This is a genomic window from Acinetobacter sp. P1(2025) (assembly GCF_051390655.1).
GTDB lineage: Bacteria > Pseudomonadota > Gammaproteobacteria > Pseudomonadales > Moraxellaceae > Acinetobacter > Acinetobacter junii.
In genome coordinates this window covers 1-26,780 of sequence record NZ_JBPKBJ010000011.1, presented here as the reverse complement: position 1 = coordinate 26,780, position 26,780 = coordinate 1, and the positions used below count along the sequence as shown (strand labels likewise).

22 protein-coding genes and 1 pseudogene are annotated in these 26,780 nt (G+C 39.0%); 18 read left to right on the top strand and 5 right to left on the bottom strand.

Annotated elements, in window-relative coordinates; all coding sequences use genetic code 11:
* Window positions 1-59: 59 nt before the first annotated feature.
* From ACSC97_RS04650 to rapA, 5 genes are all read left to right on the top strand, one after another.
* Window positions 60-431, top strand: coding sequence for a DUF962 domain-containing protein (locus ACSC97_RS04650; protein ID WP_112986976.1), 372 nt, complete (start codon window positions 60-62; stop codon window positions 429-431).
* Window positions 432-582: 151 nt separating this feature from the next.
* The gene (gene thiE, locus ACSC97_RS04645) at window positions 583-1,194 is read left to right on the top strand and encodes a thiamine phosphate synthase (protein ID WP_042891131.1); all 612 of its coding nucleotides are present in this window, start codon (window positions 583-585) and stop codon (window positions 1,192-1,194) included.
* Window positions 1,195-1,259: 65 nt separating this feature from the next.
* Window positions 1,260-2,567, top strand: a complete 1,308-nt coding sequence (hemL, locus tag ACSC97_RS04640) for a glutamate-1-semialdehyde 2,1-aminomutase (RefSeq protein WP_112986977.1) — start codon at window positions 1,260-1,262, stop codon at window positions 2,565-2,567.
* Window positions 2,568-2,719: 152 nt separating this feature from the next.
* Window positions 2,720-3,364: an RluA family pseudouridine synthase gene (locus tag ACSC97_RS04635; RefSeq protein ID WP_171293774.1), complete on the top strand. Its 645-nt coding sequence runs from the start codon at window positions 2,720-2,722 to the stop codon at window positions 3,362-3,364.
* A 145-nt stretch (window positions 3,365-3,509) separates the two neighbouring features.
* The gene (gene rapA / locus ACSC97_RS04630; RefSeq protein ID WP_112986979.1) at window positions 3,510-6,347 is read left to right on the top strand and encodes an RNA polymerase-associated protein RapA; all 2,838 of its coding nucleotides are present in this window, start codon (window positions 3,510-3,512) and stop codon (window positions 6,345-6,347) included.
* A 60-nt stretch (window positions 6,348-6,407) separates the two neighbouring features.
* Here rapA and dps read toward each other — a convergent pair whose 3' ends face one another.
* The gene (gene dps, locus ACSC97_RS04625; protein WP_112986980.1) at window positions 6,408-6,899 is read right to left on the bottom strand and encodes a DNA starvation/stationary phase protection protein Dps; all 492 of its coding nucleotides are present in this window, start codon (window positions 6,897-6,899) and stop codon (window positions 6,408-6,410) included.
* Window positions 6,900-7,160: 261 nt separating this feature from the next.
* Here dps and ACSC97_RS04620 point away from each other — a divergent pair, with 261 nt between their 5' ends.
* Window positions 7,161-8,294: a TIGR00341 family protein gene (locus ACSC97_RS04620; protein ID WP_112986981.1), complete on the top strand. Its 1,134-nt coding sequence runs from the start codon at window positions 7,161-7,163 to the stop codon at window positions 8,292-8,294.
* 10 nt (window positions 8,295-8,304) lie between these two features.
* On the opposite strand, the gene fabR is transcribed toward ACSC97_RS04620, so the two are convergent.
* Window positions 8,305-9,000: an HTH-type transcriptional repressor FabR gene (fabR, locus tag ACSC97_RS04615; protein WP_004912559.1), complete on the bottom strand. Its 696-nt coding sequence runs from the start codon at window positions 8,998-9,000 to the stop codon at window positions 8,305-8,307.
* A 138-nt stretch (window positions 9,001-9,138) separates the two neighbouring features.
* On the opposite strand from fabR, the gene ACSC97_RS04610 reads away from it, so the two are divergent.
* A complete protein-coding gene (locus ACSC97_RS04610) occupies window positions 9,139-10,206 on the top strand; it encodes a ferredoxin reductase (RefSeq protein ID WP_112986982.1) in 1,068 nt (355 codons plus the stop codon).
* Between the two features lie 14 nt (window positions 10,207-10,220).
* Window positions 10,221-11,315, top strand: coding sequence for a fatty acid desaturase family protein (locus tag ACSC97_RS04605; protein WP_112986983.1), 1,095 nt, complete (start codon window positions 10,221-10,223; stop codon window positions 11,313-11,315).
* Between the two features lie 48 nt (window positions 11,316-11,363).
* Here ACSC97_RS04605 and ACSC97_RS04600 read toward each other — a convergent pair whose 3' ends face one another.
* A complete protein-coding gene (locus tag ACSC97_RS04600; RefSeq protein WP_004912553.1) occupies window positions 11,364-11,828 on the bottom strand; it encodes a hotdog fold domain-containing protein in 465 nt (154 codons plus the stop codon).
* 115 nt (window positions 11,829-11,943) lie between these two features.
* Between ACSC97_RS04600 and ACSC97_RS04595 the strand changes: the two genes are divergently transcribed.
* Window positions 11,944-12,576, top strand: a complete 633-nt coding sequence (locus ACSC97_RS04595; protein WP_112986984.1) for a TetR/AcrR family transcriptional regulator — start codon at window positions 11,944-11,946, stop codon at window positions 12,574-12,576.
* A gap of 49 nt (window positions 12,577-12,625) precedes the next feature.
* Here ACSC97_RS04595 and ACSC97_RS04590 read toward each other — a convergent pair whose 3' ends face one another.
* Window positions 12,626-13,327 (bottom strand): SIMPL domain-containing protein, encoded by a 702-nt coding sequence (locus ACSC97_RS04590; protein WP_042891121.1) that lies wholly within the window; start codon window positions 13,325-13,327, stop codon window positions 12,626-12,628.
* 239 nt (window positions 13,328-13,566) lie between these two features.
* Between ACSC97_RS04590 and ACSC97_RS04585 the strand changes: the two genes are divergently transcribed.
* From ACSC97_RS04585 to ACSC97_RS04575, 3 genes are all read left to right on the top strand, one after another.
* Window positions 13,567-14,499 (top strand): IS5 family transposase, encoded by a 933-nt coding sequence (locus tag ACSC97_RS04585; RefSeq protein WP_041525416.1) that lies wholly within the window; start codon window positions 13,567-13,569, stop codon window positions 14,497-14,499.
* Window positions 14,500-14,841: 342 nt separating this feature from the next.
* Window positions 14,842-16,212, top strand: coding sequence for a diaminobutyrate--2-oxoglutarate transaminase (locus ACSC97_RS04580; protein WP_042891120.1), 1,371 nt, complete (start codon window positions 14,842-14,844; stop codon window positions 16,210-16,212).
* Window positions 16,213-16,215: 3 nt separating this feature from the next.
* Entirely contained in the window at window positions 16,216-17,748 is a 1,533-nt protein-coding gene (locus ACSC97_RS04575) for a pyridoxal phosphate-dependent decarboxylase family protein (RefSeq protein WP_005402276.1), read from the top strand.
* An 81-nt stretch (window positions 17,749-17,829) separates the two neighbouring features.
* On the opposite strand, the gene ACSC97_RS04570 is transcribed toward ACSC97_RS04575, so the two are convergent.
* Window positions 17,830-18,882, bottom strand: coding sequence for an aromatic ring-hydroxylating oxygenase subunit alpha (locus ACSC97_RS04570; protein WP_286686875.1), 1,053 nt, complete (start codon window positions 18,880-18,882; stop codon window positions 17,830-17,832).
* 567 nt (window positions 18,883-19,449) lie between these two features.
* Here ACSC97_RS04570 and ACSC97_RS04565 point away from each other — a divergent pair.
* From ACSC97_RS04565 to ACSC97_RS04540, 6 genes and pseudogenes are all read left to right on the top strand, one after another.
* Window positions 19,450-20,481, top strand: coding sequence for a substrate-binding domain-containing protein (locus ACSC97_RS04565; protein WP_004963196.1), 1,032 nt, complete (start codon window positions 19,450-19,452; stop codon window positions 20,479-20,481).
* Window positions 20,482-20,582: 101 nt separating this feature from the next.
* Window positions 20,583-21,962, top strand: coding sequence for a phosphate ABC transporter permease subunit PstC (gene pstC / locus ACSC97_RS04560; RefSeq protein ID WP_004912533.1), 1,380 nt, complete (start codon window positions 20,583-20,585; stop codon window positions 21,960-21,962).
* Complete coding sequence (gene pstA / locus ACSC97_RS04555) at window positions 21,959-23,353, top strand: phosphate ABC transporter permease PstA (RefSeq protein ID WP_005402278.1); 1,395 nt, start codon at window positions 21,959-21,961, stop codon at window positions 23,351-23,353. The genes pstC and pstA overlap by 4 nt, the downstream gene beginning before the upstream one ends.
* 14 nt (window positions 23,354-23,367) lie before the next feature.
* Complete coding sequence (gene pstB, locus ACSC97_RS04550) at window positions 23,368-24,282, top strand: phosphate ABC transporter ATP-binding protein PstB (RefSeq protein ID WP_004912527.1); 915 nt, start codon at window positions 23,368-23,370, stop codon at window positions 24,280-24,282.
* A 147-nt stretch (window positions 24,283-24,429) separates the two neighbouring features.
* Window positions 24,430-25,392 (top strand): protease SohB, encoded by a 963-nt coding sequence (gene sohB / locus ACSC97_RS04545; protein WP_004912525.1) that lies wholly within the window; start codon window positions 24,430-24,432, stop codon window positions 25,390-25,392.
* Between the two features lie 210 nt (window positions 25,393-25,602).
* Window positions 25,603-26,679: pseudogene (locus ACSC97_RS04540) on the top strand (Ig-like domain-containing protein); the annotation flags it as partial.
* Window positions 26,680-26,780: the final 101 nt, after the last annotated feature.

The following is a 26,780-nucleotide window of genomic DNA, read 5'->3' as shown; positions in this document are numbered from 1 at the left end:
TTTATTTTGAGCAAAAAATACTTTAAGTTGTGGGGAGTTTAAAGATTAGGATGATCCACATGAATGCACCAGCGAAGATCGACAAGCCAGTAGAATTCACATTGCCAATTAAAGACTATAATGAATTTTACCGCTTTTATTTAACTGAACATCGTAGTATTGCGAGCCGACGTTTGCATGTAGCAGGTAGTACACTGGGTTTGTATTTTTGGAGTAAAGCAATTAGCCAGCGTAAAGCAAAGTATTTAGCTTATGGTTTATTGTCTGGATATGCGTGTGCATGGGTTGGACACTTTTTCTTTGAACACAATAAACCAGCGAGTTTTAAACAACCGCTTTATAGTTTTATTTCAGATTGGCGTATGTTGTCTGATGTTGTACGTGGTCGTCTCAGTTTAATTGATCGCAAGTTTGACAAGATTGAGTCTTAAACAAGATATTAAAATTAGAAATGTCTAAAGCTGCGTCATAGCAGCTTTTTTGTTCTAAGGTTTATTTTTAGTAATGTAAATGTGCACACTCTCTTTAATTTTTAAATAAGAAAATATACCCTGAAACCAACGTTTTTTTAGTGAAATTTTCATGCGCGGTTTATACCTCATCACCAATGATGATCCCATTCAACTTCTTTTAGAAAAGTTAGAGACTGCACTAGCTACTGGTCATATAGCTATTTTGCAATATCGTCGAAAAAAAATAGAAAAAATAAATCAACCATCTGAAGTGGAGTTGATCAAAGTCCTGTGTGAAAAATATCAAGTCCCTTTTGTCATTAATGATGATTTGGCGTTAGCAGAACAATTTGGTTTAGGTGTGCATCTAGGGCAGTCCGATGGTGAAATTACTGATGCGATTAAGCGTTTACCCCAAGGAGTAATTATCGGACGTACTTGCTTAAACTCTTTAGACTTGGCAGCAAAAGCAATTTCCGAAGGCGCGACTTATGTAGCATTTGGTGCTGTCTATGCGACATCAACTAAACCAGAAGCGGGCAATGTGGGAATCGAAGTCATCAAACAGGCTCAACAAAAATATGATGTGCCAATTTGTGCGATTGGAGGTTTAACTGTTGAAAATTCTCAAGTCGTGATAGAGGCTGGAGCAAGCCTTTGTGCAGTAATTAGTGATATATTAGGACGATCAACAGCCGAAATTCCTGCTCGTGTCAGCGCATGGGCGAAATTATTTGCATAATTCTGTGTGTTCACAAGTTGGGACTTTAGTCACTCCCCATTATTTCGATTTAGGTTGAGCCTCATATGAGTTTATCTCCAAAGCAAGAACAGTTATTTAAACAGGCGAATAAACATATTCCAGGTGGCGTAAATTCACCTGTACGTGCATTTAACGGTGTAGGTGGTACGCCAGTTTTTATTGAGAAAGCGAAAGGTGCGTACCTGTGGGATGTTGATGGCAAACGATATATTGACTATGTAGGTTCATGGGGACCGATGATCTTAGGTCATGCACATCCTGATATTATTAAAGCGGTGCAAATCGCAGCTGAGGATGGCTTAAGTTTTGGTGCGCCAACCGTGCATGAAACCACTTTGGCAGACACGATTTGCGAAATTATGCCTTCGATCGAAATGGTTCGTATGACCAGTTCAGGAACTGAAGCGACGATGACTGCAATTCGCTTGGCACGTGGTTATACAGGACGTGACAAGATTGTGAAATTTGAGGGCTGTTATCATGGTCACTCTGATTCATTATTAGTTAAAGCAGGTTCAGGTTTACTTACTTTGGGTGAGGGGGAGCCGACTTCTAAAGGAGTACCTGTTGATTTTGCAAAACATACTTTAACTTTGCCATATAACAATATTGAAGCATTAAAAGAATGTTTTAGTAAGTTTGGTCATGAGATTGCAGGCGTAATCATTGAACCTGTAGCAGGCAACATGAATTTAGTAACGCCGATTGAAGGATTCTTGCAAGCCATTCGTGATGTTTGTGATGAATATCAATCAGTCTTCATTATTGATGAAGTAATGACAGGTTTTCGTGTTGCTCTTGGTGGAGCGCAATCAGTCTATAAGGTAAAACCAGATTTAACGACTTTAGGTAAAATCATTGGTGCAGGATTACCAGTGGGTGCTTTTGGTGGTAAACGTGAAATCATGGAGTGTATCGCACCGCTAGGCGGCGTGTATCAGGCAGGGACATTGTCAGGAAATCCTTTGGCAATGCGTGCGGGTATTGCGATGTTTAAGCATCTACGTGAACCTGAATTCTATGACAAATTAGCTGCCCAATTAGAAAAACTGCTTGCTGGTTTACAAGTTGCAGCAGATGAAGCTGGTATTCCATTCAAAACTCAGCAAGTGGGAGGAATGTTTGGTTTGTACTTCACAGATCAAGATGACATCACAAGTTTTGATTCGATGTTAGCCTGTGATGTGGGTGCGTTTAAGAAATTCTTCCATGGTATGCTTAAACGCGGTGTTTACCTTGCACCTTCAGCATTTGAGGCTGGTTTTATTTCTTCAGTACACTCTGATCAAGATATTGCAGAGACCATTCAAGCAGCAAAAGAAACATTTGCTGAAATGAAAGCTTCTGCTTAATTTCAGATATCAGGAAACACCATGACTATTGTTGTGGTGTTTTTTTAGATATGGAATAAAAAATTAGAATTAAATCGATTTTTTCATTGTATTTCTAGTCTAAGCTTTTTATGATTGCCCGCTTGTTTTCATCGAGTCGTTGGAAGGCTATCTTGAGTGATTTTCTAAGTGAACATTTGATTCATCGTGATGAAGATTTTATGGTCATCCATAAACCCGCAGGGCTACTCACCGTACCTGGAAAAACACCTGATTTGCAAGATTGTTTAATCAATCGCTTATTAAAACTAGAGCCAAAAACTTTACTGATTCACCGTTTAGATCGGGATACTTCAGGAATACTCGTTTTTGGTTTATCTAAATTTGGGCAGAGTCATATTTCTCGCCAATTCCAAGATCGTCAAACCTCAAAAATTTACCAAGCTTTGGTTGCTGGACATCTCGAAGATGAAGGCATCGTCGATATACCCGTGATTTATGATCCAAGCCGTCCGCCATTGCATATCGTTGATGCATCGCATCACAAACCAGCATTAACAGAATGGCAAGTCATCGAACATTTAGAAATTAAAGGACATCCTGTAACCCGAGTTCAACTCGTTCCGATTACAGGTCGTTCGCATCAGCTTCGTGTGCATATGCAGTATTTAGGTCACCCGATCTTAGGTGATACTTTGTACGCTACGCCAGAACAACAACAGCTTTATGATCGTTTGTGTTTACATGCGACAGAGCTAAGCTTCACTCATCCTAAAACAGCTCAGCAGTTGACATTCAATTGTCCTGTACCGTTTTAGCCCAAAACTTTTTTATGAAACATGATGTGATGCGCGCTATCTGAACGCGCTTTGTGTCAAAATACATATCGTTGAAAACTACATAAAATGCATTAATTCTTCGTTGAATTAGGCACTACAATATGTAGGCTAACTTGAGATAAAGGTGGAAAAATTGCAGCAGTTTGCTATTGGTCAACGTTGGTTATCAGATACAGAAACTGAACTAGGTTTAGGCGTTCTTATTGATGTGGATGAACGTTCTATCAGCATTTTATTCCCCAAAAGTGATGAAACACGTGTGTATGCACGTAACAATGCACCTTTATCTCGTATCATTTTCAATGTAAACGATGAAGTGCAAGATCAAGAAGGCTCAAAATGGATTGTTGAAGCAATCGAAGATCGTCATGGAGTGCTTCGTTATGATGTTGTTCGTACTTTAGAAAATGGCGAGCAAGAACGAAAATCATTGAATGAAACACGTATTGGTGCGCAAATTCAGCTTTCAAAACCTTTAGAGCGTTTGCTTGCTAGTCAAATTGATTATAAAGAATGGTATGACCTTCGTATCGAAGCGATGCTATTACAAGCGCAAATGCATACTAGTCCTTTACGTGGTTTCCTTGGTGCTCGTGTTGGATTGATTCCACATCAACTTTATATCGCTCACGAAGTCGGTAAGCGTTTTGCCCCACGTGTTTTGTTAGCAGATGAAGTGGGGCTAGGTAAAACCATTGAAGCTGGTTTAATCATCCATCAACAATTAAAAACGGGTCGCTCAGAACGTATTCTGATTTTGGTTCCTGATTCATTGCAGTATCAATGGATGATTGAAATGCGCCGTCGTTTCAATTTGCAATTTTCACTTTTCGATTTAACACGTACTGCTTCGATCAAAGAACACGATCCTGATCTCAATCCATTTTTAACTGAGCAATGTATTATTGCCAGTGTTGATTTGATGGTTGACCATGAAGACTTACGTGAGCAAGCCGTAGAAGCTGGCTTTGACTTACTCGTCGTAGATGAAGCACATCACTTAATGTGGAGTGAAGAAGACGGCGGTAATGATCGGTATGATTTAGTAGAAGAACTCGCTGAACAAACAGCAGGTGTGCTTTTGCTTACTGCCACACCAGAGCAACTAGGTGTAGAAAGTCACTTTGCGCGACTTCGTTTACTGGATCCACAACGTTTTAGCAGTTTAGATCGCTTCCTCGACGAAGAAGAACAATATCAGCATACTGCGAAAATAGCAGAAGTATTGATGTCTGATGAGGCATTGACTGAAGAGCATTTGGTCGTACTAGATGGCCTATTGGGTCATCGTATTGATGATCAGCCAGAACAGCGTATGCGAGCGATCCATGAGTTATTAGACCGTCATGGTACAGGTCGTATTTTATTCCGTAACACGCGTGAAGCGATTCAAGGTTTCCCAGGTCGTGACTGTCAACCTGCACCATTGCCTGCACCAGAAGACTGGTCTTTTGACGGCAAAATGCGAGAACAAATGTGGCCTGAAGAGGGACAGCTCGATGGTTCTTGGATGGAAACCGATCCTCGTGTGCCGTGGTTGATGGAAGTACTGCGTAAAGATCTCAAGCACAAAAAAGTATTGTTGATCGCACGTAGTGGACCTGTAGTTGAAGCTTTAGAAAATGCCCTACGTTTACATGCAGGTATTCGTACAGCAATGTTCCATGAGGGCATGAGCTTATTAGAGCGTGACCAAGCCGCCGCATATTTTGCTGAAGATAGTTATGGTGCTCAGATTTTACTGTGCTCTGAAATTGGTTCAGAAGGGCGTAACTTCCAGTTTGCCAGTGATTTAATTTTATTTGATTTGCCTGCAAACCCTGATGTGCTCGAACAGCGTATTGGTCGACTAGATCGTATTGGTCAAGAAAACCGTATCCAAATTCATGTGCCATATTTGGTAGGCACCGCTCAAGAGCGTATGTTCCGTTGGTACAACGAAGCACTTAATATTTTCAGCAATATCTCTCCAACTGCGCAAACCTTGCAAGAGAACTTTATTGTTGAGTTGAAAGATTGTTTGCTTGCTGATCAAGGTCAGACTTTTGAAGATTTACTTGAAGAGGTGAATGTACAACGTCAAGCTTTGGAAGCTGAATTACAAGCTGGTCGCGACAGATTGCTAGAATACAATTCATGTCGTCCAGTGGTTGCACAAGGTATTGTACAAGCACTCGAAGATTATGATGACAATACGACTTTGCCGATGTTTGTTAAACGTTTTATGTCATCTACCAATATCGATTTTGATGAGCAAAGCAATGGTACTGTAATCATCAAGCCTACTGATCAAATGCAAGTTCAAGGTTTGACCTTAGACGAAGAAGGTATGACAGCGACTTTCTACCGTGATCAGGCTCAGATTCGTGAAGATGCGCAGTATTTGACACTTGAGCATCCATTTATTGAAAGTGTGATGGAAATGATCCGCACACAATCATTTGGTAGTACCAATGTTGCGTTGTTAAAATCAAATGCATTAAAACAAGGTTCAGTTCTGTTGGAAGTTTGGTTTAAGGTGGATGTGGTTGCACCAAAAGCCCTGAACTTACCATCAAGCCTTCCAAAGCAGTTGATCCGTGTTTTATTGAGCGAAAATGGTCAAGATTTATCTGCCAAGATTGATCCAAGTATTTTACGTCCATACTTGCACCATTTAGATGGTAATAGCTGCCGTCAGGTGGTGAAAGCGCGCCGTGATGTGATTGAGACACGTTATGCTCAAGCTTTGGATATTGCTAAAACATCGTTACCTGAATTGATGCAGCAAGCGAAAGAGCATTACAGTAGTAAATGGCAATATGAAATTGACCGTTTAACTTATCTGAAGCAATTCAATCCAAGTATTCGCCAAGATGAAATTGAGCGCTTACAAAAATTCCAAAAAGAAGGTTTAGGACTACTTGATGGACTTTCTGTTACCCCAGAAGCGATTCAGGTACTGGTTGTGGTTAAACCATAATTAGCGCTAATAAAAAAGAGGACTGAATTGTCCTCTTTTTTCGTCTTGAATAAACTAAACTTAGTTTTGGTCAATATTGGCTTCTAAGAACCATAAATACTGATCTAAGTCTTCTAAAGCTGCATGAATAATATCTTCAGAAATTGGGTCTTTAATATCTTCGATCGTATCACGAAGGTGATTTGCGACTACACCATAACGATCTGCCAATTCTTTCAAATGGTCTTGTACAGCATGAATCGCGACAGGATACGGTTTAAGATGTGAACTTTCAGCAACTGTTTGGGTTGTACCGAAAGCTGTTCCACCAATTTGCACAGCACGCTCAGCGACATTGTCTAGATGGGTAATGATTGAGGTGCGGAACATATCTAACATTTCATGGACTGCAATAAAATTACTACCACGCATATTCCAATGTGCTTGTTTAGTAAGTAGTGATAAATCAATCAGATTCGCAAGAATTTGATTTAGAATTTTGACCGTTGCTTCTTTAATAGAATCATCTAAATTATTACGTGTATATACTTTTAGAGCTGCTGAAGAATTCATAGTTACCTCATTCAATTATTGTATGTGAAATTTGATGAATTAAACGAATGATCTATTTCAAGTTTCAGCTTAACCCGCGCTGTGCAGAAGGAGTGTTTTAATTCTTAACCCTTTTGTAAATTATGGTGAGTTTAAATATTTTTTCTATTGTAATTACATGGTGTTAGAGTAAGGTTGAACTAAGCATGATTTAAATAATCAACCAAAAAGTAAATTAGGACTTTGCATGAAACTTCTGTTTATGAGATGAGTATAAAAACAATGGAAAATGAAAAAGATAGACCTACAATCGTCATTAATGATCATCCTGAACAGGCTCATATAGAACGTTTAAAGGAAAAGCTTAGATATAAACAAGCCTTAAGAGAAAATTCTAGGAAAATTGATCACAAGCATGTACGACTAAATATTCAGGCAGATGCTTTACCAACCAAAACGTATTTTATTATGAATGCCTTAGCTGCAGTGATTGCTGGTTATGGATTGTTGGCAGACTCAGCCGCAGTTGTAATAGGAGCAATGCTGGTTGCAATGATGTTGGGACCCATTTCAGGCATTGCACTAGCATTTATTGATAATCGGTGGATTCTATTACAAACCGCTCTGAAAACCCTAGCACTGGGCGTGGTGATGATTTTTAGTATTGGTGTCGTATTGGGTTTGATTAACTTCAATATGCCTTTAACCAGTGAAATTTTATCTCGAACTCAGCCGACAGTAATTGATTTGATGATTGCCTTAGCAGGCGGTGCAGCAGGGGCGTTTGCTTCAATTTCACCAAGATTGTCTGTAGCGGTGGTTGGTGTTGCTGTGGCGACTGCATTGGTTCCACCATTAGTGGCAAGTGGCATATTGTTAGCCCATGCGGAATTACGTCATTCAGCAAATGCATTTTTATTGGCTTTAACCAATATGGTTGCTATTCAGATTAGTTCTTCACTCGTGTTGTGGATTGCAGGTTTCAGACGTGGTTCAAATGAACAAGTACAAAGTAATGTTTTGGAATTTATCAAAAGAAATGCAATCAGCTTAATTTTCCTTTTGATACTCGCAATTTATTTATCTGCTAATTTCATACATATGTTGCAAAAACAAATGTATGAAACTAAATCTAAAACTGCGATTGAGCAATTACTAAATCAAAAAAATAATATTATTGACACTATTCAGTTCGAGCAGCAAAAGCAATACACCTTAATTCGAGTTGTCGTGCGAGGGGATACGGTACCTACGCTCAGTCAAATCAAGCAACTGAATCAGATGATGGCAGCAGATGATCGAAGTAATCCGACTGTCGTGCAGGTTCGATTTATTCCTGTAGAAATTATTGAAGAGCAAATTCGCTTTAATACTGAGATTTCACCCGATGAGGCGAAGCGGCTTGTCGTGCAGTGATGAACAAGTATTATCGAATACTTGATTCATCTAAATGACGTGCACCTTCCAAGATCATACGAATCATAATCATGGTTTGTTCAGCAACTTCGGTGCGCTGTTCAGCAGGTATCTCAATAACTTTTGCACCCATATTAAATACGAGTTGTGTAATCGCTTTCGCGGCAATATCAGCATGACTAATTTTGCCATTATTCATTTGTTCTAAGCGGATTAAATCTTCTTGGAGTTCTTGTTGGAAAAAATTGAGTTGGCGATCAACAGCAGCTTTGTAGGAGGTTGAACCTGTATAGCCTTCACGCAACAATAAACTTAAGTTGCCTTCATCTGCATCCAATTGCTGGATAAAGACTTCAACAGAACTGCGAATAATACTTTGTTGTTTAGAGGCTTGCAGTCGAGCTTCACGAATGATACGGCGCAATACCAAACCAGAGCGGTCTATCAATGCAATCGCAAGTTCATCAATGTCTTTGAAATGACGATAAAAGCTATTTGGTGCAATCCCTGCTTCACGGGCTATCTCACGCAGACTAAGAGAAGCGATACTTTTTTGAGGACCGATCAAGTTTAAGGTGGCTTGGAACAATTCCTCACGCGTAATCGTTGCTTTTCTACCAACCGAACGTACTTGAGATTTCATTTGGATGACATCTTGTTCATTTACTGTGTCATTGCCAAGCGGTAAAAAAGAAGAATGAACCATTGTTTTCAAAATATAAGTGAGCTAGTCAGGATTATAGCTGTTGTACAAAGACTTGTGAAATGTAAATTTTTATACGAGTGTATATACAAATATATATACACATGTATAATAATTAAAAAACGATCAGAGTTCCCGATCATGCAAGCACTCCAAAAGAGAACTTCATTATTTAATTCATTGGTTCAAAGCGTAATAGCACATCACGATGCTGATTTTTGGTTGCAAAAAGTTAATCCTTTATGGTCAATCAATCAGTCCCTAGCACGAGTCGTAAAAAAACAAGTTGTAGCAAAAGATACAGTTAGCCTTATTTTAGAATGTAATCGTCATGTAGCACGTGGACTTGCAGGGCAACACCATCCTGTGACGGTTGAAATTGCAGGTCGTCATTACGAACGGACATATAGTCTGATGCAGTTAGATGCTGATCATCTGTGCTTAACAGTCAAAAAAGTTGATCAAGGTTTGGTCAGTTCATGGTTGGTCGAAAAAAGCCAAGTTGGAGATATCCTCCGTTTGGGACAACCATATGGTGATATGCAACAGAGTATTCAGACACCAAAGTTACTTTTACTCGCTGCGGGCAGTGGTATTACACCGATGTTGAGCTTGATCGAAAGTTTGAGTCAGACCAAGCAATTGAACAAAACACCTGTACAACTTATGTACTGGGTCAAAACTCATCAGGACGCTGCATACACAGATTATTTAAAAGAGATCGCAGAAAACTTTCCAAATTTCAGTTATCAGATTTTCTATACCCAAGAACAAGATCAACGCCTAAACCAAAATCATGTCGAAACTTTGGGTGCGTTAAATGAAATTACCGTTTACGCATGTGGTCCCTCAGGATTTGCTTCAACAGCAGAATCTTTATTTGTTGAGGCTGCCGTCGTACAGACTGAGGCTTTTAGCTTAAGTCAATTTAGTGCTGAGCAAACAGATATTGGCTTCATTAATGTCACGTTGACTAAGTCCAATAAAACAGTCGCCATTCCTAAAGGTCAGTCGATTTTATCGAGCTTAGAACAGCAAGGTATCAAGCCAAATCATGGTTGTCGTATGGGAATTTGCAACAAATGTGCTTGTACTAAAGCCCAAGGTGCGACAAAGAACTTGCTGAATGGTGCTGCAAATCAAGAACCGACTCAGTTATTAAAAATTTGTGTGAATTCAGCTCAATCAGATCTTGTGATTGATCTATAAGAGAGATAAAGATTATGAACATGTCTGTTAAAGTTCAATATTTTAAAAATCCAAAAAACCGTGATTTAACTGCTGCTGAGTTAGATGCTTTTGCCCGTGAATTAGACCAAATCAAACAAGAAGTACTGAATGATTTAGGCGAGAAAGACGCGAAGTATATTCGTCGAGTTTATGCGTCTATTCGATATAGTAGTTTCTTAGGTCGTGCATTACTCTTTGCTGGATGGTTTCCACCAGCTTGGCTATTAGGTACTGGCTTATTGGGCTATGCCAAAATCATGGAAAATATGGAATTAGGTCATAATGTGATGCATGGACAATATGACTGGATGAATGATCCAAAATTTAACGGTCAAACCTACGAGTGGGATACAGTTGGGACGTCGGATAACTGGCGTCAAACTCATAATTATAAGCATCATACTTATACCAATGTTAAGGGAATGGATGATGATGTGGGTTATGGGGTATTTCGTTTATTTCCAGAACAACGTTGGACTAAATTTACTTTAATTCAACCAATTTATATCGTGCCATTTAGCCTATTGTTCCAATGGGGTGTTGCGATTCAAAATCTTGAATTAGGTAAAGTTGTCTACAAGCGTAAGACCATGGACGAGTTTAAGCAGGAATGGAAACCTGTGCAAAAGAAAATCGCGAAGCAACTGTTTAAAGATTATGTTTTCTTTCCATTGATCGCGGGTCCATCGGCGATTCCTGTTTTCACGGGTAATCTTGTTGCCAATGGTCTTCGTAATATCTGGACATTCAGTATTATTTTCTGCGGACATTTTACTAAGGATGCAGAAGTTTTCCCTAAAGCAGTTTTACAAAATGAAAGCCGTGGTCATTGGTATATGCGACAAATACGCGGTTCGTCAAATTTAACAGGATCGGAGGCTTTTCATATTTTGACGGGTCATTTGAGTCATCAAATTGAGCACCACTTATTTCCTGATATTCCAGCACGCCGTTACCGTGAAATCGCACCTAAAGTTGAAGCGGTATGTAAAAAATATGGTTTGAATTACAACAACGCAAGCTTTGTAAAGCAATTCGGCGAAGTTGTGGGACGTATCTTCAAATATGCATTACCTTTTAAAAAGTAATCTCTGATTCAAAAAAAGCCCCGATATGTTTTTATATCGGGGCTTTTTTTATTTCTTTTTAGAAATCCACATTGTAATTTTTGCGTGGAAAACTTTTTCATTGGCTTTGTCGAAAACATCGACATTGACAAGATATTCACCTGCTTTATCCCAATCATAATTTTGTTCAACAGGTGAGGCAATTGCGATCAAATCAGTTTCTGCTTTTTTCAAATATTCAACAGTCATTCCTTTAGGAATCCAACGATGTGTTGCAGGAACGGTAACTTCTGTCATTGTTCCTCCAGCAAGTTCAGCCATATTACACATCGCGATCGCGTGTACAGTTCCTATATGGTTGAGCACTGAACGTTTTTTCTTAATCGAAATTTTGCACGAATTCGGCTTTAGTTCTTCAAATAGCGGAGAAATACTACTGAAATATGGTGCTTTTAGGCAAAGCATGCGTGTAAATGTCCATTTGCCTGCGGGTAAAGCAGAAGCTTTGTTCCACAATTCTAGAGTTGAAGCCATGTTAAATTACCTTGATGAAAACAGAATTTAATTCTTTTACAGAATATAATTCTGTTTGCAAGTTATGGTCAAGTCATTCACAATAGTTCCGACAATCGGTGAACTCAAATTGAATATGCAAACGGCTCAACAATTATTAGAAAGGTTGTATCCTCAACGAAGATCTTTATTAAAGCGTCAAATATTATTTGATGCGTTATCGTGTTTTTTAGAGTTTGGATTAGATGCCACTAGCATTGAGATGATTAGAGAACGTTCAGACAGCAGTGTAGGAGGGATCTATCATCATTTCAAAAATAAAGAGGGTGTAATTGCCGCTTTAATGTTTGCAGCTTTAGATGATCAATCAAGATTAAGAGATCAATACTTAGAGCAGACGCAATCTTTAAAAGAACTGATCTATAGCTTGATTTATAGTTATGTTGATTGGGTTGCTGATCAGCCAGAGTTCGCTAAATTTTTATTACTTGCACATTACAGTGTGATGAAAGGTGAACACCGTTCGGTTCTAATTGAAAAGAATAAGCTCAGAAATAAAACGCTACGCAACTACATTTCACAGTATTCTGAAGCATCTTTATTGAAATCAGCTCCAGCAGAGTTAATGATGTCTTTAGTGATTGGTGCAACAGAAAACTATTGCCGTGCTTGGTTATTTGAAAAGGTTGATACTAATCCGAAAATTTATCGGGAAATGTTGGCTAAAGCTGCATGGGATTCTTTACAAAACTTAGCTGAGATAGAGTGAAGAAAAGGCATATTACATGCCTTTTCTTGTATTTATGCCCATTCAAAAATTATTTGAATTGAATCGAACCATTAGCATTTACGATAATTTTTGACTCACCCGCAGCCATATCTTGAGCAGGAGCAGCTTCTGCCATTGCAAATTTTGCAACGCCACCACGCATCATGGGTTGAGGGAAGTAATTGCTCGTATTTAAATTTAAACTGACAAGATTATATTGTGCTTTGTTCCACGCTTGCGTGATTGATAGAGCACGCTGTTGAAAGTTTTTAGAAGCCTCAATCATTAACTCATTTTCAACTTTCTTTCGTTGCTCATCAGATACGGTAAAGTTAATAGATTGAGTTTGAAAATTTTGTTGCAGTTCACTGATTAGCTGACTTGCCGCCTTGAAGTCCTTACTTTCTAACTGGATTTCTGCACGTGCACGCCATTCTTTTAATTTATTGTTGTCATTGTCATAAATAGGATAAGTGCTTTGAGCACCCGTTTCGACTTTGACTTGAGGATATTTTCGAGAAAGAGCTTGAGCTTGATTCATCAGTTGATTGATTTGATTTGAGAGTTCTGCAGGTTGCTTATGACTCTTTTCGATGTACAGAACTGCCTGCATTTGATCATTGGCAACTTGGCGTGATGCATCTGCTTGGATATTGACGATATTATAGTTTAATTGGTTGGAATCTTGGGCAAATGCGCTTGAACTGAGAGCTGCACCTAACATCATCGAAGCGAGTGCTAAAGTACGCATAAATTTTTCCTTAAAGTGACGATTAACAAATTATTTTTACAACTTTCATATTAAAAAGAACTGATGTTGAACTTCTGCAGATTTTGTGGTGTCTTTGTAATAAATTTGAGATGTTTTGCAATGAGAAAATAAAATAAAAATATTTAAATAATAAATAGTTATGATGATGGTTTTGACCATTTATCGGCTTTGTTGCACAAACCTATCTGTAAAGGCTTTTTCAGCGATATAATTTTCAAATGAAGAAGCCTACACACAAAATCTACCGCACAACCAATTGGCCCGCATATAACCGAGCACTTATGAGTCGCGGAAATATTGCCATTTGGTTTGATCCGGCTACGCAATGGTATGCTCCATCAAAAGGCAAACAAGGGCGAAATCAAACCTACTCCGACGCAGCCATCCAATGCTGCTTAATGATTAAATCCTTATTCCGTCTGTCTTTACGTATGGTTACTGGCTTTGTGCAAAGTCTGATTAAACTTTGCGGATTAAATTGGATAGCTCCAGATTACACCACGCTTTGTAGAAGACAAAAGCATATTGATATTGTAATCAGCTACCAAAAAAGTCGTGATGGGCTGCATCTACTCATGGACTCTACAGGCATGAAGTTTCTAGGTGAGGGCGAATGGAAGCGCAAGAAACATGGACCTGAATATCGTCGCCAATGGCGTAAACTTCATATTGGTATAGATGCTAAAACCCTACAAATACGAGCAGTTCAGCTTACAACCAATAATGTCAGTGATTCACAGGTGCTTGGTGATTTACTTAATCAGATTCCACAAGATGAGCAGATTGACTCTGTTTATACCGATGGAGCTTATGACACCAAGCAATGCCGTCAGGTCATTGCAGATCGGCAAGGGCATGCGGTGATTCCACTTAGAAAAAATGCGAAACCATGGAAAGATACAAAGAGTAGCTCGCTAGAGCGAAATGAATTACTTCGAACAGTTAAGCGTTTAGGCAGGACACTATGGAAAAAATGGTCAGGCTATCATCGGCGAAGTTTGGTTGAAACTAAGATGCATTGCATCAAATTATTAGGAGATAAACTCAGTGCAAGGAGTTTTGATAGCCAAGTGAATGAGATCCATGCACGTGTAGCAGTCCTTAACAGATTTACGGAATTAGGTCGACCACTTACCCAAGTTACGCCTTAAATTTGGCTCAATTAGGGGCGCTTTGCATTTCAAATCTTTGTGCAACAAAGCCCCATTTATCTAAAAATTAATATGTAGATAAAAAAAGCATACTTTCTTTCGCTTGTCACATAGTATGATGATAATTCATCATAGTTAATTGAAAGAAACATTTTTTCAATAATATTAGATGAATGTCAGGCATAAAAAGAGTTTATTTTATTTCAAAATTAGGTATCATCTCGCACCTAGTTGAAAGATATAAAACATTTTGTCTGCACTAGATTCTAAAAAGCACCGAGTCAAACGACCGCAAGTCACCAGACTTATTTCTTTTACCCATATCAGAGATGGTAATTCGATATGAGCGTTACTTCCGTAAACCCTGCCGCTAATGCATCCAACGAATATTATTTGACTCGCCAAAGTCAGATGGAATCAAATGTTCGTAGTTATCCACGTAAATTACCGTTAGCGATAGCGAAAGCACAGGGCTGCTGGGTTACAGATGTTGAGGGTACTCAATACCTCGACTGTTTAGCTGGGGCAGGAACATTGGCTTTAGGTCATAATCATCCTGCGGTGATTCAAAGTATTCAAGATACATTGGCAAGTGGCTTGCCTTTGCATACTTTAGACTTAACGACTCCTTTAAAAGATGCTTTTACTGAAGCACTTTTGGCTTACTTGCCAGGCGGTAAAGAAGAATATTGCTTACAGTTCTGTGGACCATCTGGTGCAGATGCTACAGAAGCGGCGATTAAACTTGCTAAAACATATACTGGTCGTAGTTCTGTGATCAGTTTTTCAGGTGGATACCACGGTATGACTCATGGTTCACTGTCGATGACAGGTAACTTGAGTGCTAAAAATGCCGTGAATGGTCTTATGCCTGGCGTTCAGTTTATGCCATATCCACATGAATATCGTTGCCCACTTGGTTTAGGTGGTGAAGCGGGTGTTGATGCTTTGACTTACTTCTTTGAAAATTTCATCGAAGACGTTGAAAGTGGTGTAACGAAACCTGCTGCTGTGATTCTTGAAGCAATTCAAGGTGAAGGCGGTGTCGTAACTGCACCTGTTAAGTGGTTACAAAAAATTCGTGAAGTGACTGAAAAGCACAACATCGTTTTAATTTTGGACGAAGTTCAAGCTGGTTTTGCACGTTCAGGTAAAATGTTTGCCTTTGAACATGCCGGTATCGAGCCTGATGTTGTGGTGATGTCAAAAGCTGTAGGTGGTGGTTTACCATTAGCCGTGCTTGGTATTAAGCGTAAGTTTGATGCTTGGCAGCCAGCAGGTCACACGGGTACTTTCCGTGGCAACCAGTTGGCAATGGGTACAGGTTTAATGGTTCTAAAAACTATTTCTGAACAAAACCTTGCTCAAAATGCGCAACAGCGTGGTGACTTCTTACAAGCTGAATTCAAAAAGTTAGCTCAAGAGTTCCCATGTATTGGTAATGTCCGTGGTCGTGGTTTGATGATCGGCGTTGAAATCGTTGATGAGCGTAAACCAGCTGATCATATGGGTTCACTTCCTGCTGATGCACAATTAGCTGCGGCAATTCAAACCGCTTGTTTCAACAATAAACTTTTACTAGAGAAAGGTGGTCGTAACGGTACTGTAATTCGTTTACTTTGCCCACTTATCATCAATCAAGACGAATGTGTTGAAGTAGTTGCACGCTTCAAAAAAGCGATTGCAGAAGCTTTAAAAGCAGTACGAGGCTAATCCATGGTTGATTTTGCAGAACATCGTAAAGCGTTACTCTGCAATGATGCACAATCCATTGCTGACTATCAGTCAGCAATGGGCGAAGCGGTTAAAGCCGTTTCAGCATGGTTGCAAAATGATAAAATGTACACAGGTGGAAGCATTAAAGATTTGCGAGCAGCAATTTCTTTTAATCCATCAAAAGAAGGTTTAGGTGTACAACAATCATTACAACGTATGGTTGAGCTTTTCCTCAACAAAAGTTTAAAAGTACATCATCCACACTCACTTGCACATTTGCATTGCCCAACGATGGTGATGAGCCAAATTGCGGAAGTGTTAATCAATGCAACGAACCAATCTATGGATTCATGGGATCAAAGCCCAGCGGGTTCATTGATGGAAGTTCAGCTTATTGATTGGTTACGCCAAAAAGTGGGCTATGGCGCAGGTCAAGCAGGTGTATTCACTTCGGGTGGAACACAGTCTAACTTGATGGGTGTATTGCTTGCACGTGACTGGTGTATCTCGAAAAACTGGAAAGATGAAAATGGTAATCCATGGTCTGTTCAGCGTGATGGTATTCCTGCAGAAGCAATGAAAAACGTCAAAGTCATTTGTTCTGAAAATGCACACTTCTCTGTGCAAAAGAATATGGCAATGATGGGGATGGGCTTCCAGTCGGTCGTGACTGTTCCTGTCAATGAAAATGCGCAAATGGATGTCGATGCACTCGAAAAAACCATGGCACATCTTCAGTCTGAAGGCAAAATTGTTGCTTGTGTTGTTGCTACAGCGGGTACGACAGATGCTGGTGCAATCGATCCACTCAAGAAAATCCGTGAAATTACCAATAAATTTGGTTCTTGGATGCATATTGATGCTGCTTGGGGTGGTGCGCTGATTCTTTCTAATGATCATCGTGCAATGCTTGATGGAATTGAATTGTCAGACTCAATCACACTTGATTTCCATAAGCATTATTTCCAAAGCATTAGTTGTGGCGCTTTCTTGTTGAAAGACGAGGCTAACTATCGCTTTATGCATTATGAAGCTGAGTATTTAAACTCTGCTTATGATGAAGAGCATGGTGTACCTAACCTTGTGTCTAAATCATTGCAAACGACTCGTCGTTTTGATGCATTGAAATTGTGGATGACGGTTGAAGCATTAGGTGAAGAGCTTTATGGTTCAATGATCGACCATGGTGTGAAATTAACACGTGAAGTTGCAGACTATATCAAAGCAACCGCAGGTCTAGAATTGTTGGTTGAACCACAATTTGCTTCTGTTCTGTTCCGTGTTGTTCCAGAAGGCTATCCAACTGAGTTTATCGATAGTTTGAACCAAAATGTTGCAGATGAATTATTTGCACGTGGTGAGGCGAATATTGGTGTGACTAAAGTTGGTCAGGTTCAATCATTGAAAATGACAACTTTAAGTCCAGTTGCAACGCTTGAAAACGTTCAAAATCTTCTTGCGCTTGTGCTTGCAGAAGCTGATCGTATTAAAGATGCAATCGTTGCTGGTACTTATGTTCCTGCGATCGATTAATTGCAATTTAATTTGATATGCCAATAAAAAAGAGGTCTTTGAAAGACCTCTTTTTTATTTATAAATTTATATAAAGTAATATTAAGCTGCAAAAATTGGACTGAATCCCATTTTTCGCAATAGTTTTCGATACATGCTTGAACTGCGATCGGCTGGAAAATGAGCTTCCATAGAAAGATCTAATGGAAGATATTTAGGTTTTTGCGTCTCGACAATTAGTCTGTCTTCTTCAAATATAGCTAAGTTAAATTTATAAGCATCTTCAACAGGGAGATATTTATCATAATTCCGACAGATTGGAGCAAATAAGCGCGTTTGACGAGCAGATACAGGACTCGCTGCATTCATAATTACTTGCTTACTATTGTGGGGAAAATGGATCGTTAGTGTTGCAGTGAAAGGAAGACTGATTTCGAAATGTCTTAGCCATTGAAAACCTTCTTTGCCACGTTGGTCAATCCCAATTGGATAACGACCAACACTGCTGAGATAGTCTGCATCAAAACCATAATTGGTCTCGGTTGTTATGTAATCAGGAACTTCAACATTGTCAGGATCACCAAAAGTATCAGGATGTACCCAAGCAAAATGAGCCACATCAATGAAGCCTTCTAGCTGACGACCAGCAAAACAATTTAAATCTACAAATGGACAAACCAGTTGTTGAAAATTTGAATCATCCCAATAGGGCATATGTGGAATATTGGGTTTTTCATTTAATGGAGCGGTTAAGCAACACCAGATCAACCCATATTTTTCAGCAGCAGCATATGTTTTTAAATGGAAGCGATCAGATATTTTATGCTCTGGGTACGTAGGAATTCGATTGCATTTTCCATCTTCGCCAAAACGTAAACCATGATAGCGACAAACTACTCCAAGACCATCATTACGCCCTAGACTTAGAGGAACACCACGGTGAGGACAAGCATCCTTTGCAACAATAACTTGATCGGCTATTTTATAAATTACTAATGGCATATCCAATAGCATTGTAGCAGTTGGCTGTTCTGTAATATCACGTGCTAAGGCAATCGGATACCAGTGTTGGGAAAGCAAGTGCCAGTCATGCTCAGGAAAGGTCATATGGATCGGTAAATCTGGGTTAAATGTCGCAATGGCTTTGGTATTCATGATCTCAGTTTTCTATTCATTTAAAATGAATATAGATCAATACACCGTTCTAAGAAATTTCAATAAACTGAATAGATTGTTGATTTTTTTAGAACACAGTCTTTATTTAAATGTACTATTTTTTGATCATTCGATGAGTTTAAAGAAATCTAAAAACATACTTTTAAATTCAAAAATGTTGGAATTGTTTGGTTTTTAGACCATATTTGAATTAATAAAATTGTCATACTATTTTAGAGTGGGAAAAATGCTTTAAATCTTAGTCGCAATATTTTTTCAATTAATGGATGCATATTTCCTTTAAAAATCGAGCAGAGGGTGTAATAATTCAATGAAATATTGCAGCTCTGCTGAAAATAGCAATTTTTTAACAATAAAATTATTCGTTTATATAATTGATATTGATAAATATTTAATTAATTATCACACATCACATCAATTATCATCAAAGCGTCACAAAGTTGTAACCTATTTGTCATATTATCTGATCAAAATGCAGTTAACCAAAGTACAACACTTGAAGTTAAAAGAGTTGTAAATCAAATTGTATAAATGAGAGAAGACAGAATGCGCTTAAATCCACGTTATATCGCACTTGCATTAGCTGTATCTGGGGCAACTGTAGCAGGAACTGCTAACGCAGCTCGTGATACGATTCAAATTGCTGGTTCATCAACTGTATTACCTTATGCAAGTATTGTTGCAGAAGAATTTGGTAATACTTTCCCACAATTCAAAGCACCAGTTGTCGGTTCAGGCGGTTCTTCAGGTGGTTTGAAACAATTCTGTCAAGGTGTTGGCGACAACACAATTGATATCGCGAACTCTTCACGTGCTATCAAAGATACTGAAATCGCTGCATGTAAAAAAGCTGGCGTAAACCAAATCCAAGAAATCAAAATTGGTTATGACGGTATCGTATTTGCATCAAATGTAAAAAAAGCTGCGTATAAATTAAAACCTTATCACGTATTCACAGCATTATCTGCTCAATTACCTTCAAATGGTAAATTAGTTCCAAACCCATATACAACTTGGAACCAAATTGATAAATCTTTACCAAATGAGCCGATTACTTTAGTTATTCCTGCATCTAACCACGGTACTCGTGAAGTATTCCAAGAGAAAATGGTTGAAGCAGGTTGTGAAGCTTATGATTACTTCAAAAACTTAGACAAAGAAGCTCAGAAAAAAGCGTGCTCTACATTCCGTAAAGATGGTCGCGTAATCGAAATCGCTGGTGACTATACAGAAACTCTTGCTCGCTTAAAGACTTCACCAAGCGCTGTAGGTGTATTTGGTCTTGGCTTCTATGACTTGAACCGTGACAAGTTACGTGTTGCAACTGTAAACAACGTTGTTCCTTCTGAGAAGACAATTTTAAGTGGTCAGTACCCAGTTTCTCGCCCATTGTTCTTCTATGTGAAAGGCGAACACTTGAAGTCAATCAAAGGTTTACCACAATACGTAGAATACTTCTTAAACAAGAAAGTATCTGGTAAAGGCTCTAAGTTAGAAAAAGCTGGTTTGATCGCTTTGAGTGACAAAGAACGTGCAAAAATCCTTGCTGATTTTAAAGCTGGTAAAACAGTTAAATAAGTTTACTTAATAACGGAGGCTGGTGAGACTTAGGTTCATCGGCCTTTTTGTCTAGCTAAGTTTTTTCAAATGATGAAAATTGAGAAAACAGTGGAGATTACATGAATCTGCTACTTATCGGTGTGTTATTAGCCCTTGTGGCAATCGCATATCAAATCGGGCTGAGCAAAAGCCGTAACCTAGCAGGTAAGGGGAATAACTCAGTAGCACTACATTCTCGTCCTGTGTATTACGGGGCTTTGGTTGCCTTGTGGTGTGGTATTCCTGCTTTTTTAATTTTGATAATTTGGAACTTGGTTGAACCGAGTGTTTTACAACATATTATTTTTAATAATATCCCAGCATCCGTCAGTGCAACTTTAGATGAAGCAGGGCGTGATGTATTAATTGATCGTGTTCAAGCCATTGCTTCAGGTTTTGGTGTCACGGATCAAGCTGCGGCTTATGAAGTTGCTGCTGCACAACAATTAGCAAAATTTCAAACGATTGGGACTTTTGCTAAGTTAGCTGTAGTTATCAGTGTCGCGTTAGCTGGTTTAGTTTGGGCAAAGCGTAAAGTTAGTGAGCAATATCGTGCACGAAATCAGGTTGAAAAAACAATTAACGTTGCCTTGATTCTATGTTCTGGTGTTGCGATTTTAACAACTATTGGTATCGTTCTTTCGATGCTGACAGAAGCATTACATTTCTTTAAATTTGTCAGTCCTACTGATTTCTTCTTCGGTACAGAATGGAACCCAGGTTTCAGCACAACAGGAAATGCTGAAGGCAGTTATGGTATTTTGCCATTACTTTGGGGGACATTAATGGTCAGTGGTATCGCATTACTTGTTGCGGTTCCGATTGGCTTAATGATTGCAATTTACTTGGCAGAATATGCATCTCCAAAGCTGCGTGCTTGGGCAAAACCAATTATAGAAGTATTAGCAGGTATTCCTACTATTGTTTACGGTGTATTTGCACTTATGGTCATCGGACCATTCTTTAAAATGGTAGGTGAAAGTGTTGGTATCAATATCAATGCGACAAGTGCTTTGACTGCTGGCTTTGTTATGGGAATTATGATTATCCCATTCGTATCATCATTATCAGATGACATCATTACTCAAGTTCCACGTTCACTCCGTGATGGTTCTTTAGGTTTGGGTGCTACAAAATCTGAAACGATTAGACAAGTTGTTTTACCTGCTGCACTTCCTGGTATTACAGGCGCATTTTTACTTGCTGTTTCTCGTGCTGTTGGTGAGACCATGATTGTGGTACTCGCAGCAGGGAATAGTCCATTACTGCATGCAAACCCATTAGAAGCGGTTTCAACAGTGACGGTAACGATTGTAAAACAGTTAACTGGCGATACAGATTTCGCAAGTCCACAAGCATTGGTTGCATTTGCCCTAGGTTTAACGTTGTTTGTGATTACTTTGGGTCTAAACATTATTGCACTGTATATCGTGCGCAAATATCGTGAGCAATACGAATGAGTTCATCAAAGACATCTCCTTTGGATCCAAATGCGTTTGATCCTCAAGTGGCTGCTGAACAACGTGAACAGCGCAAAAAAGTTATCCAAAGCTCGTTGGCAAAACGTCATCGCAAAGAAAAAATGTTCCGTCTGGGAGGTTTTTCTGCAGTCGTGATTGGTTTGGCATTTGTTGCTTTACTATTCGGAAGTATTTTAGCGAGAGGCTTACCAGCTTTCTGGCAGAGTAGTATGACTGTTCCTGTTTATTTTGATCCTACGATCATTAATGCAGGACCGAAACCAAAACCAACTGCGGGTGAATCGCCAGCTCATTTTGAAGAGCGCTTTGTTGCTTGGCAAACTGAAATGGGTATGGTGGATTGGGATGCATTGATCGTAAATGGTATTGTTGCTAAAGACCCAGCACTTGAGTCGCAACGTGATTATTTGACTGGTATGTATACTAGCTCTGAAGCATACCGTTTACGTGATATGGTTCTTGCAAATCCAGCATTAATTGGCACTAAGCAAGAACTTAAATTCTTGGCAGATGCCAATGTCGATGTATGGTTATCTGGAAATATTGATCGTTCATTGCCTGATGATCAGCAACAACTTGATCCAGAAGTACGTCAACTCGCTGATCAGTTAGAAGCAAAAGGGATCATTGAAAGTACGTTTAATACCAACTTATTTGTTAGCCCTGACTCTCGTAGTTCTCCTGCAATCAGTGGTTTGGCTGGTGCATTCATGGGTTCATTGTTCATGATGCTCATCGTGATCGTGATCTCTATTCCAATTGGGGTTGCAAGTGCCATTTACTTGGAAGAATTTGCGCCGAAGAATATGATGACAGACATCATCGAAGTAAATATTAATAACTTGGCTGCTGTTCCTTCGATTGTGTTTGGTTTGTTAGGTGCTGCTATCTTTATCGGATGGATGCAACTGCCACTTTCAGCTCCGTTGGTGGGTGGTTTGGTTTTAAGTCTAATGACACTGCCAACTGTAATCATTACCACACGTGCATCATTGAAGGCAGTACCACCATCTATCCGTCAAGCTGCATTAGGTTTAGGTGCATCGAAAGTACAAACAGTCTTCCATCATGTATTGCCACTCGCGCTTCCTGGCATTATGACAGGTTCGATTATTGGTGTAGCACACGCATTGGGTGAAACAGCGCCATTACTCCTGATTGGTATGAGTGCCTTCGTTGCAAGTGTTCCGACATCACCACTTGATCAAGCAACAGCATTGCCTGTACAAGTATATTTGTGGCAAGGTAATGAACTACGTAACTTCTTTGAAGGACGTACAGCAGCAGCGATTATTGTGCTTCTAGCATTGATGATTGGTTTAAACAGCCTTGCTATTTGGCTACGTAAGAAATTTGAAGTGCGTTGGTAATTGAGGAGAGTACAATGAATACGATTGAAATTATGAACGCATTAGAAAAGGATAAGTCAGTGAATCCACAGCAAACAGAATCGAATTCATCTGAAGCACAAGTTCAGCAATCTAATACTGCTTTTGTTTCTCAGTTTGAAACGGCTTCATCAAATAAAAAGCCTAAAAGCAATGAAGTAAAAATCATGACCAAAGATGTTCATGTTTACTATGGTGAAACTGAAGCGATTAAAGGTATTGATCTTGATATCTATCAAAATGAAGTGATTGCTTTTATTGGTCCATCAGGGTGTGGTAAATCGACTTTCTTGCGTACTTTGAATCGCATGAATGATACGATTGATACTTGTCGCGTAACAGGTAAAGTCACTCTAGATAATCAAGATATTTATGATCCAAATCTTGATGTGGTTCTACTACGTGCGCAAGTTGGTATGGTATTCCAAAAACCGAATCCATTTCCTAAATCAATTTTCGATAACGTAGCTTATGGTCCTAAGCTACATGGCTTAGCTCGTGATAAATACGATTTGGAAGAAATCGTTGAAAACAGTTTACGTAAAGCTGGTCTGTGGGAAGAAGTGAAAGATCGTTTGAGTCAGCCAGGAACAGGTTTGTCAGGTGGTCAGCAACAACGCTTATGTATTGCACGTACAATCGCAGTAAGCCCTGAAGTGATCTTAATGGATGAGCCGTGTTCAGCACTTGATCCAATTGCAACTGCGAAGATTGAAGAATTAATTTCTGAACTTTCTGAGCAATATACGATTGCCATTGTAACGCACTCAATGCAACAAGCAGCTCGTGTATCTGATCGTACTGCTTACTTCCATTTAGGTGATTTGATCGAAGTGAACTCAACTGAGAAAATATTTACTCAGCCAGATCATCAATTAACTGAAGCATATATTACAGGTCGTTTCGGTTGATATTTTTACAGTGAAAAGAAGAGCCTTCGGGCTCTTTTTTTGTATAGGCAGATGAAAAAGAATCTATTTTTCAAAATCACTATTGAATTTTAACTCAACTGACCACATCTTAGACGGATAAAAGCCGAACTTAAGAGCACTTATTTTATGTTATTCCATTTACCTAAATTTCCTGCTGAGATTCGTATAAGTCATTTAAATGCGCGCGTGAATGAGCAAAGAAAAAGAATTGCGCAAACAACAGCATCTCGTTTGGAACTTTTACAACTGGTGCAACAGCTTGCAAAAGAAGCGAAAATTCGTAAAAAAAATGATCAGAAAATTTATGTGCTCGATTTCAAAGGTGATGTACAAGCCTCTGCTGTAGATACGATTCGTGAGGAAATTACCCTTATTCTAGCAACCGCAAAAGCAGGGCACGACCGCGTTGTAGTTCGTTTAGAAAGTCCTGGTGGAATGGTACACGGTTATGGTTTGGCTGCTGCTCAGTTAGTTCGTTTACGTGATGCGGGTTTTAATGTGACGATCTGTGTAGACAAAGTAGCTGCAAGCGGTGGCTATATGATGGCTTGTATTGCCAATGAAATCATTACAGCACCATTTGCTGTGGTCGGTTCAATTGGTGTGGTTGCACAGGTTCCAAACTTCAACCGTCTTTTAAAACAACATAACGTTGATTTTGAATTGTATACGGCTGGTGAGTATAAACGTACTGTGACAATGTTCGGAGAAAATACACCTGAAGGCAAGGCGAAATTTGAAGAAGAATTGCAACAAACGCATTCTTTATTCAAGCACTTTGTTGAAAAATATCGTCCTCAATTAGATATTTCAAAAGTGGCAACAGGTGAGCATTGGTATGGTGAAGATGCTCTCGCATTAAATTTGGTGGATAAGTTACAGACTTCGGATGAGTATTTACTTAGCTTGTTACCAAAACATGATGTATACGTGATCAATACTCGCAAACGCCCGACATTTGGTGAGAAACTTGGATTACAAGCAGCGCAAATGGCAGAAAGTTTAATTCCAGCAGTACTTGGGAAAATGACTGATACTCTAGTAAAAGCAAACAATACGCTCGTTCAAATGCGCGATCCTAAATTCTAAGTTAACAAAGAAATCTTTAAACCAGCTTCGGCTGGTTTTTTGTTTTATGACATCTGATTTTAATTGATGGTCAATTAAATAAAATGACAAAACTCAGCTTTGAATAGATTATTCTAAATGATTGCATTTGATATTTTAACGAACAGATTAAGTGCTTAATTATTCATTAATCTAAAGTTTTTAAAATAAAATTGATCAGTGGGTATAATAATGACAAGAGTTATCGTTTCTTCAAAGACGAGCCTAAACATTTTACAAGATGGACAAATCAAGGATGTCATATTAAGTCAGCCATCTATTATTCAATTAGGTATCAACCAAGAGAGTATAAAATCCATCATCAAGCAAGGCGATGATTTAGTCATTACTTTAAAAAATGGCGAGAAAATAATCATTCGTGATTTTTACAATGAAATGAATGCCAGTGAGCATACATTGGCGCTTAGCAATGATGATGGTAGCTACTCGATTGCCGAATTTGATGATTCGGGCAAATTTGTTCGTTACACATCATCAAGTCAAGCTGTACCTCAAGTTTCGACAGAGTTACCTACACAAGTCTCTTCAGTATCAGAACCCGCAGATGATCTTGGGATCACTAAATCGCAATTGATTAAAGGCGGACTGATAGCTCTGGCTGCTGAAGGTCTTTATTTGTTGGCAGTGAATGATGATGACGACAATAATAATGATAAAAATGATTCGACGGATATGATTGCTCCGATAACACCAACGGCAGTACTCAGTTCGGATACACAAACGATTACAGGTAAAACTGAAGCCAAAGCAAAAATTGAGATTAAAGACTCAACAGGAAAAGTCATTGCCACTGGTCTAGCGGATCAGGATGGAAACTATACAGTAAAACTAAACGAACCTTTAGTGAATGGAAGCAAAGTGGCTGTCTCTGCAATTGATAGTGCTGGTAATGTTTCGAAATCAACAGTTGTGACTGGAACTAAAGATACAATTGCACCTGATTCACCTTTGGCACAGCTTAATCAAGATGGCACTATTGTGACAGGCAAAGCTGAAGCAAATGCAAAAATAGAAGTTAAAAGTGCAGATGGTCAAACAACTATTGGCTCTGGAACAGTTGGTGCGGATGGTAAGTTCAGTCTGAGTTTGTCACCTGCTTTAACAGATAAAAATATTGCCAAAATTTATATTATCGATTCTTCAGGAAATCGTTCTGAACCTACAGATGTATTTGGTGCTAAAGATACAATTGCACCGACTAAGCCTCTGCTACAAACGGTAATGGATGATATTGGCGGTGGATCAGGAAATTTGAACAACACTTATAAGTGATATTTTGCTCCCCAAATGATGTTATAAACATCAATATATGGAGTATTTTATGGCACGTAGACCAAGAAGAAATCATT

Excerpts from the sequence above, each read along its gene's own strand:
- ACSC97_RS04570 (WP_286686875.1), bottom strand. The coding sequence starts at position 18,882 with ATGAATACCAAAGCCATTGCGACATTTAACCCAGATTTACCGATCCAT.
- fabR (WP_004912559.1), bottom strand. The coding sequence starts at position 9,000 with ATGGTTCATTCTTCTTTTTTACCGCTTGGCAATGACACAGTAAATGAA.
- ACSC97_RS04585 (WP_041525416.1), top strand. The coding sequence starts at position 13,567 with ATGAAGAAGCCTACACACAAAATCTACCGCACAACCAATTGGCCCGCA.
- ACSC97_RS04610 (WP_112986982.1), top strand. The coding sequence starts at position 9,139 with ATGCAAGCACTCCAAAAGAGAACTTCATTATTTAATTCATTGGTTCAA.
- pstB (WP_004912527.1), top strand. The coding sequence starts at position 23,368 with ATGAATACGATTGAAATTATGAACGCATTAGAAAAGGATAAGTCAGTG.
- ACSC97_RS04600 (WP_004912553.1), bottom strand. The coding sequence starts at position 11,828 with ATGGCTTCAACTCTAGAATTGTGGAACAAAGCTTCTGCTTTACCCGCA.
- sohB (WP_004912525.1), top strand. The coding sequence starts at position 24,430 with ATGTTATTCCATTTACCTAAATTTCCTGCTGAGATTCGTATAAGTCAT.
- thiE (WP_042891131.1), top strand. The coding sequence starts at position 583 with ATGCGCGGTTTATACCTCATCACCAATGATGATCCCATTCAACTTCTT.
- ACSC97_RS04575 (WP_005402276.1), top strand. The coding sequence starts at position 16,216 with ATGGTTGATTTTGCAGAACATCGTAAAGCGTTACTCTGCAATGATGCA.
- ACSC97_RS04650 (WP_112986976.1), top strand. The coding sequence starts at position 60 with ATGAATGCACCAGCGAAGATCGACAAGCCAGTAGAATTCACATTGCCA.
- pstC (WP_004912533.1), top strand. The coding sequence starts at position 20,583 with ATGAATCTGCTACTTATCGGTGTGTTATTAGCCCTTGTGGCAATCGCA.
- ACSC97_RS04595 (WP_112986984.1), top strand. The coding sequence starts at position 11,944 with ATGCAAACGGCTCAACAATTATTAGAAAGGTTGTATCCTCAACGAAGA.
- dps (WP_112986980.1), bottom strand. The coding sequence starts at position 6,899 with ATGAATTCTTCAGCAGCTCTAAAAGTATATACACGTAATAATTTAGAT.
- ACSC97_RS04580 (WP_042891120.1), top strand. The coding sequence starts at position 14,842 with ATGAGCGTTACTTCCGTAAACCCTGCCGCTAATGCATCCAACGAATAT.
- ACSC97_RS04605 (WP_112986983.1), top strand. The coding sequence starts at position 10,221 with ATGAACATGTCTGTTAAAGTTCAATATTTTAAAAATCCAAAAAACCGT.
- ACSC97_RS04565 (WP_004963196.1), top strand. The coding sequence starts at position 19,450 with ATGCGCTTAAATCCACGTTATATCGCACTTGCATTAGCTGTATCTGGG.
- hemL (WP_112986977.1), top strand. The coding sequence starts at position 1,260 with ATGAGTTTATCTCCAAAGCAAGAACAGTTATTTAAACAGGCGAATAAA.
- ACSC97_RS04590 (WP_042891121.1), bottom strand. The coding sequence starts at position 13,327 with ATGCGTACTTTAGCACTCGCTTCGATGATGTTAGGTGCAGCTCTCAGT.
- ACSC97_RS04620 (WP_112986981.1), top strand. The coding sequence starts at position 7,161 with ATGGAAAATGAAAAAGATAGACCTACAATCGTCATTAATGATCATCCT.
- pstA (WP_005402278.1), top strand. The coding sequence starts at position 21,959 with ATGAGTTCATCAAAGACATCTCCTTTGGATCCAAATGCGTTTGATCCT.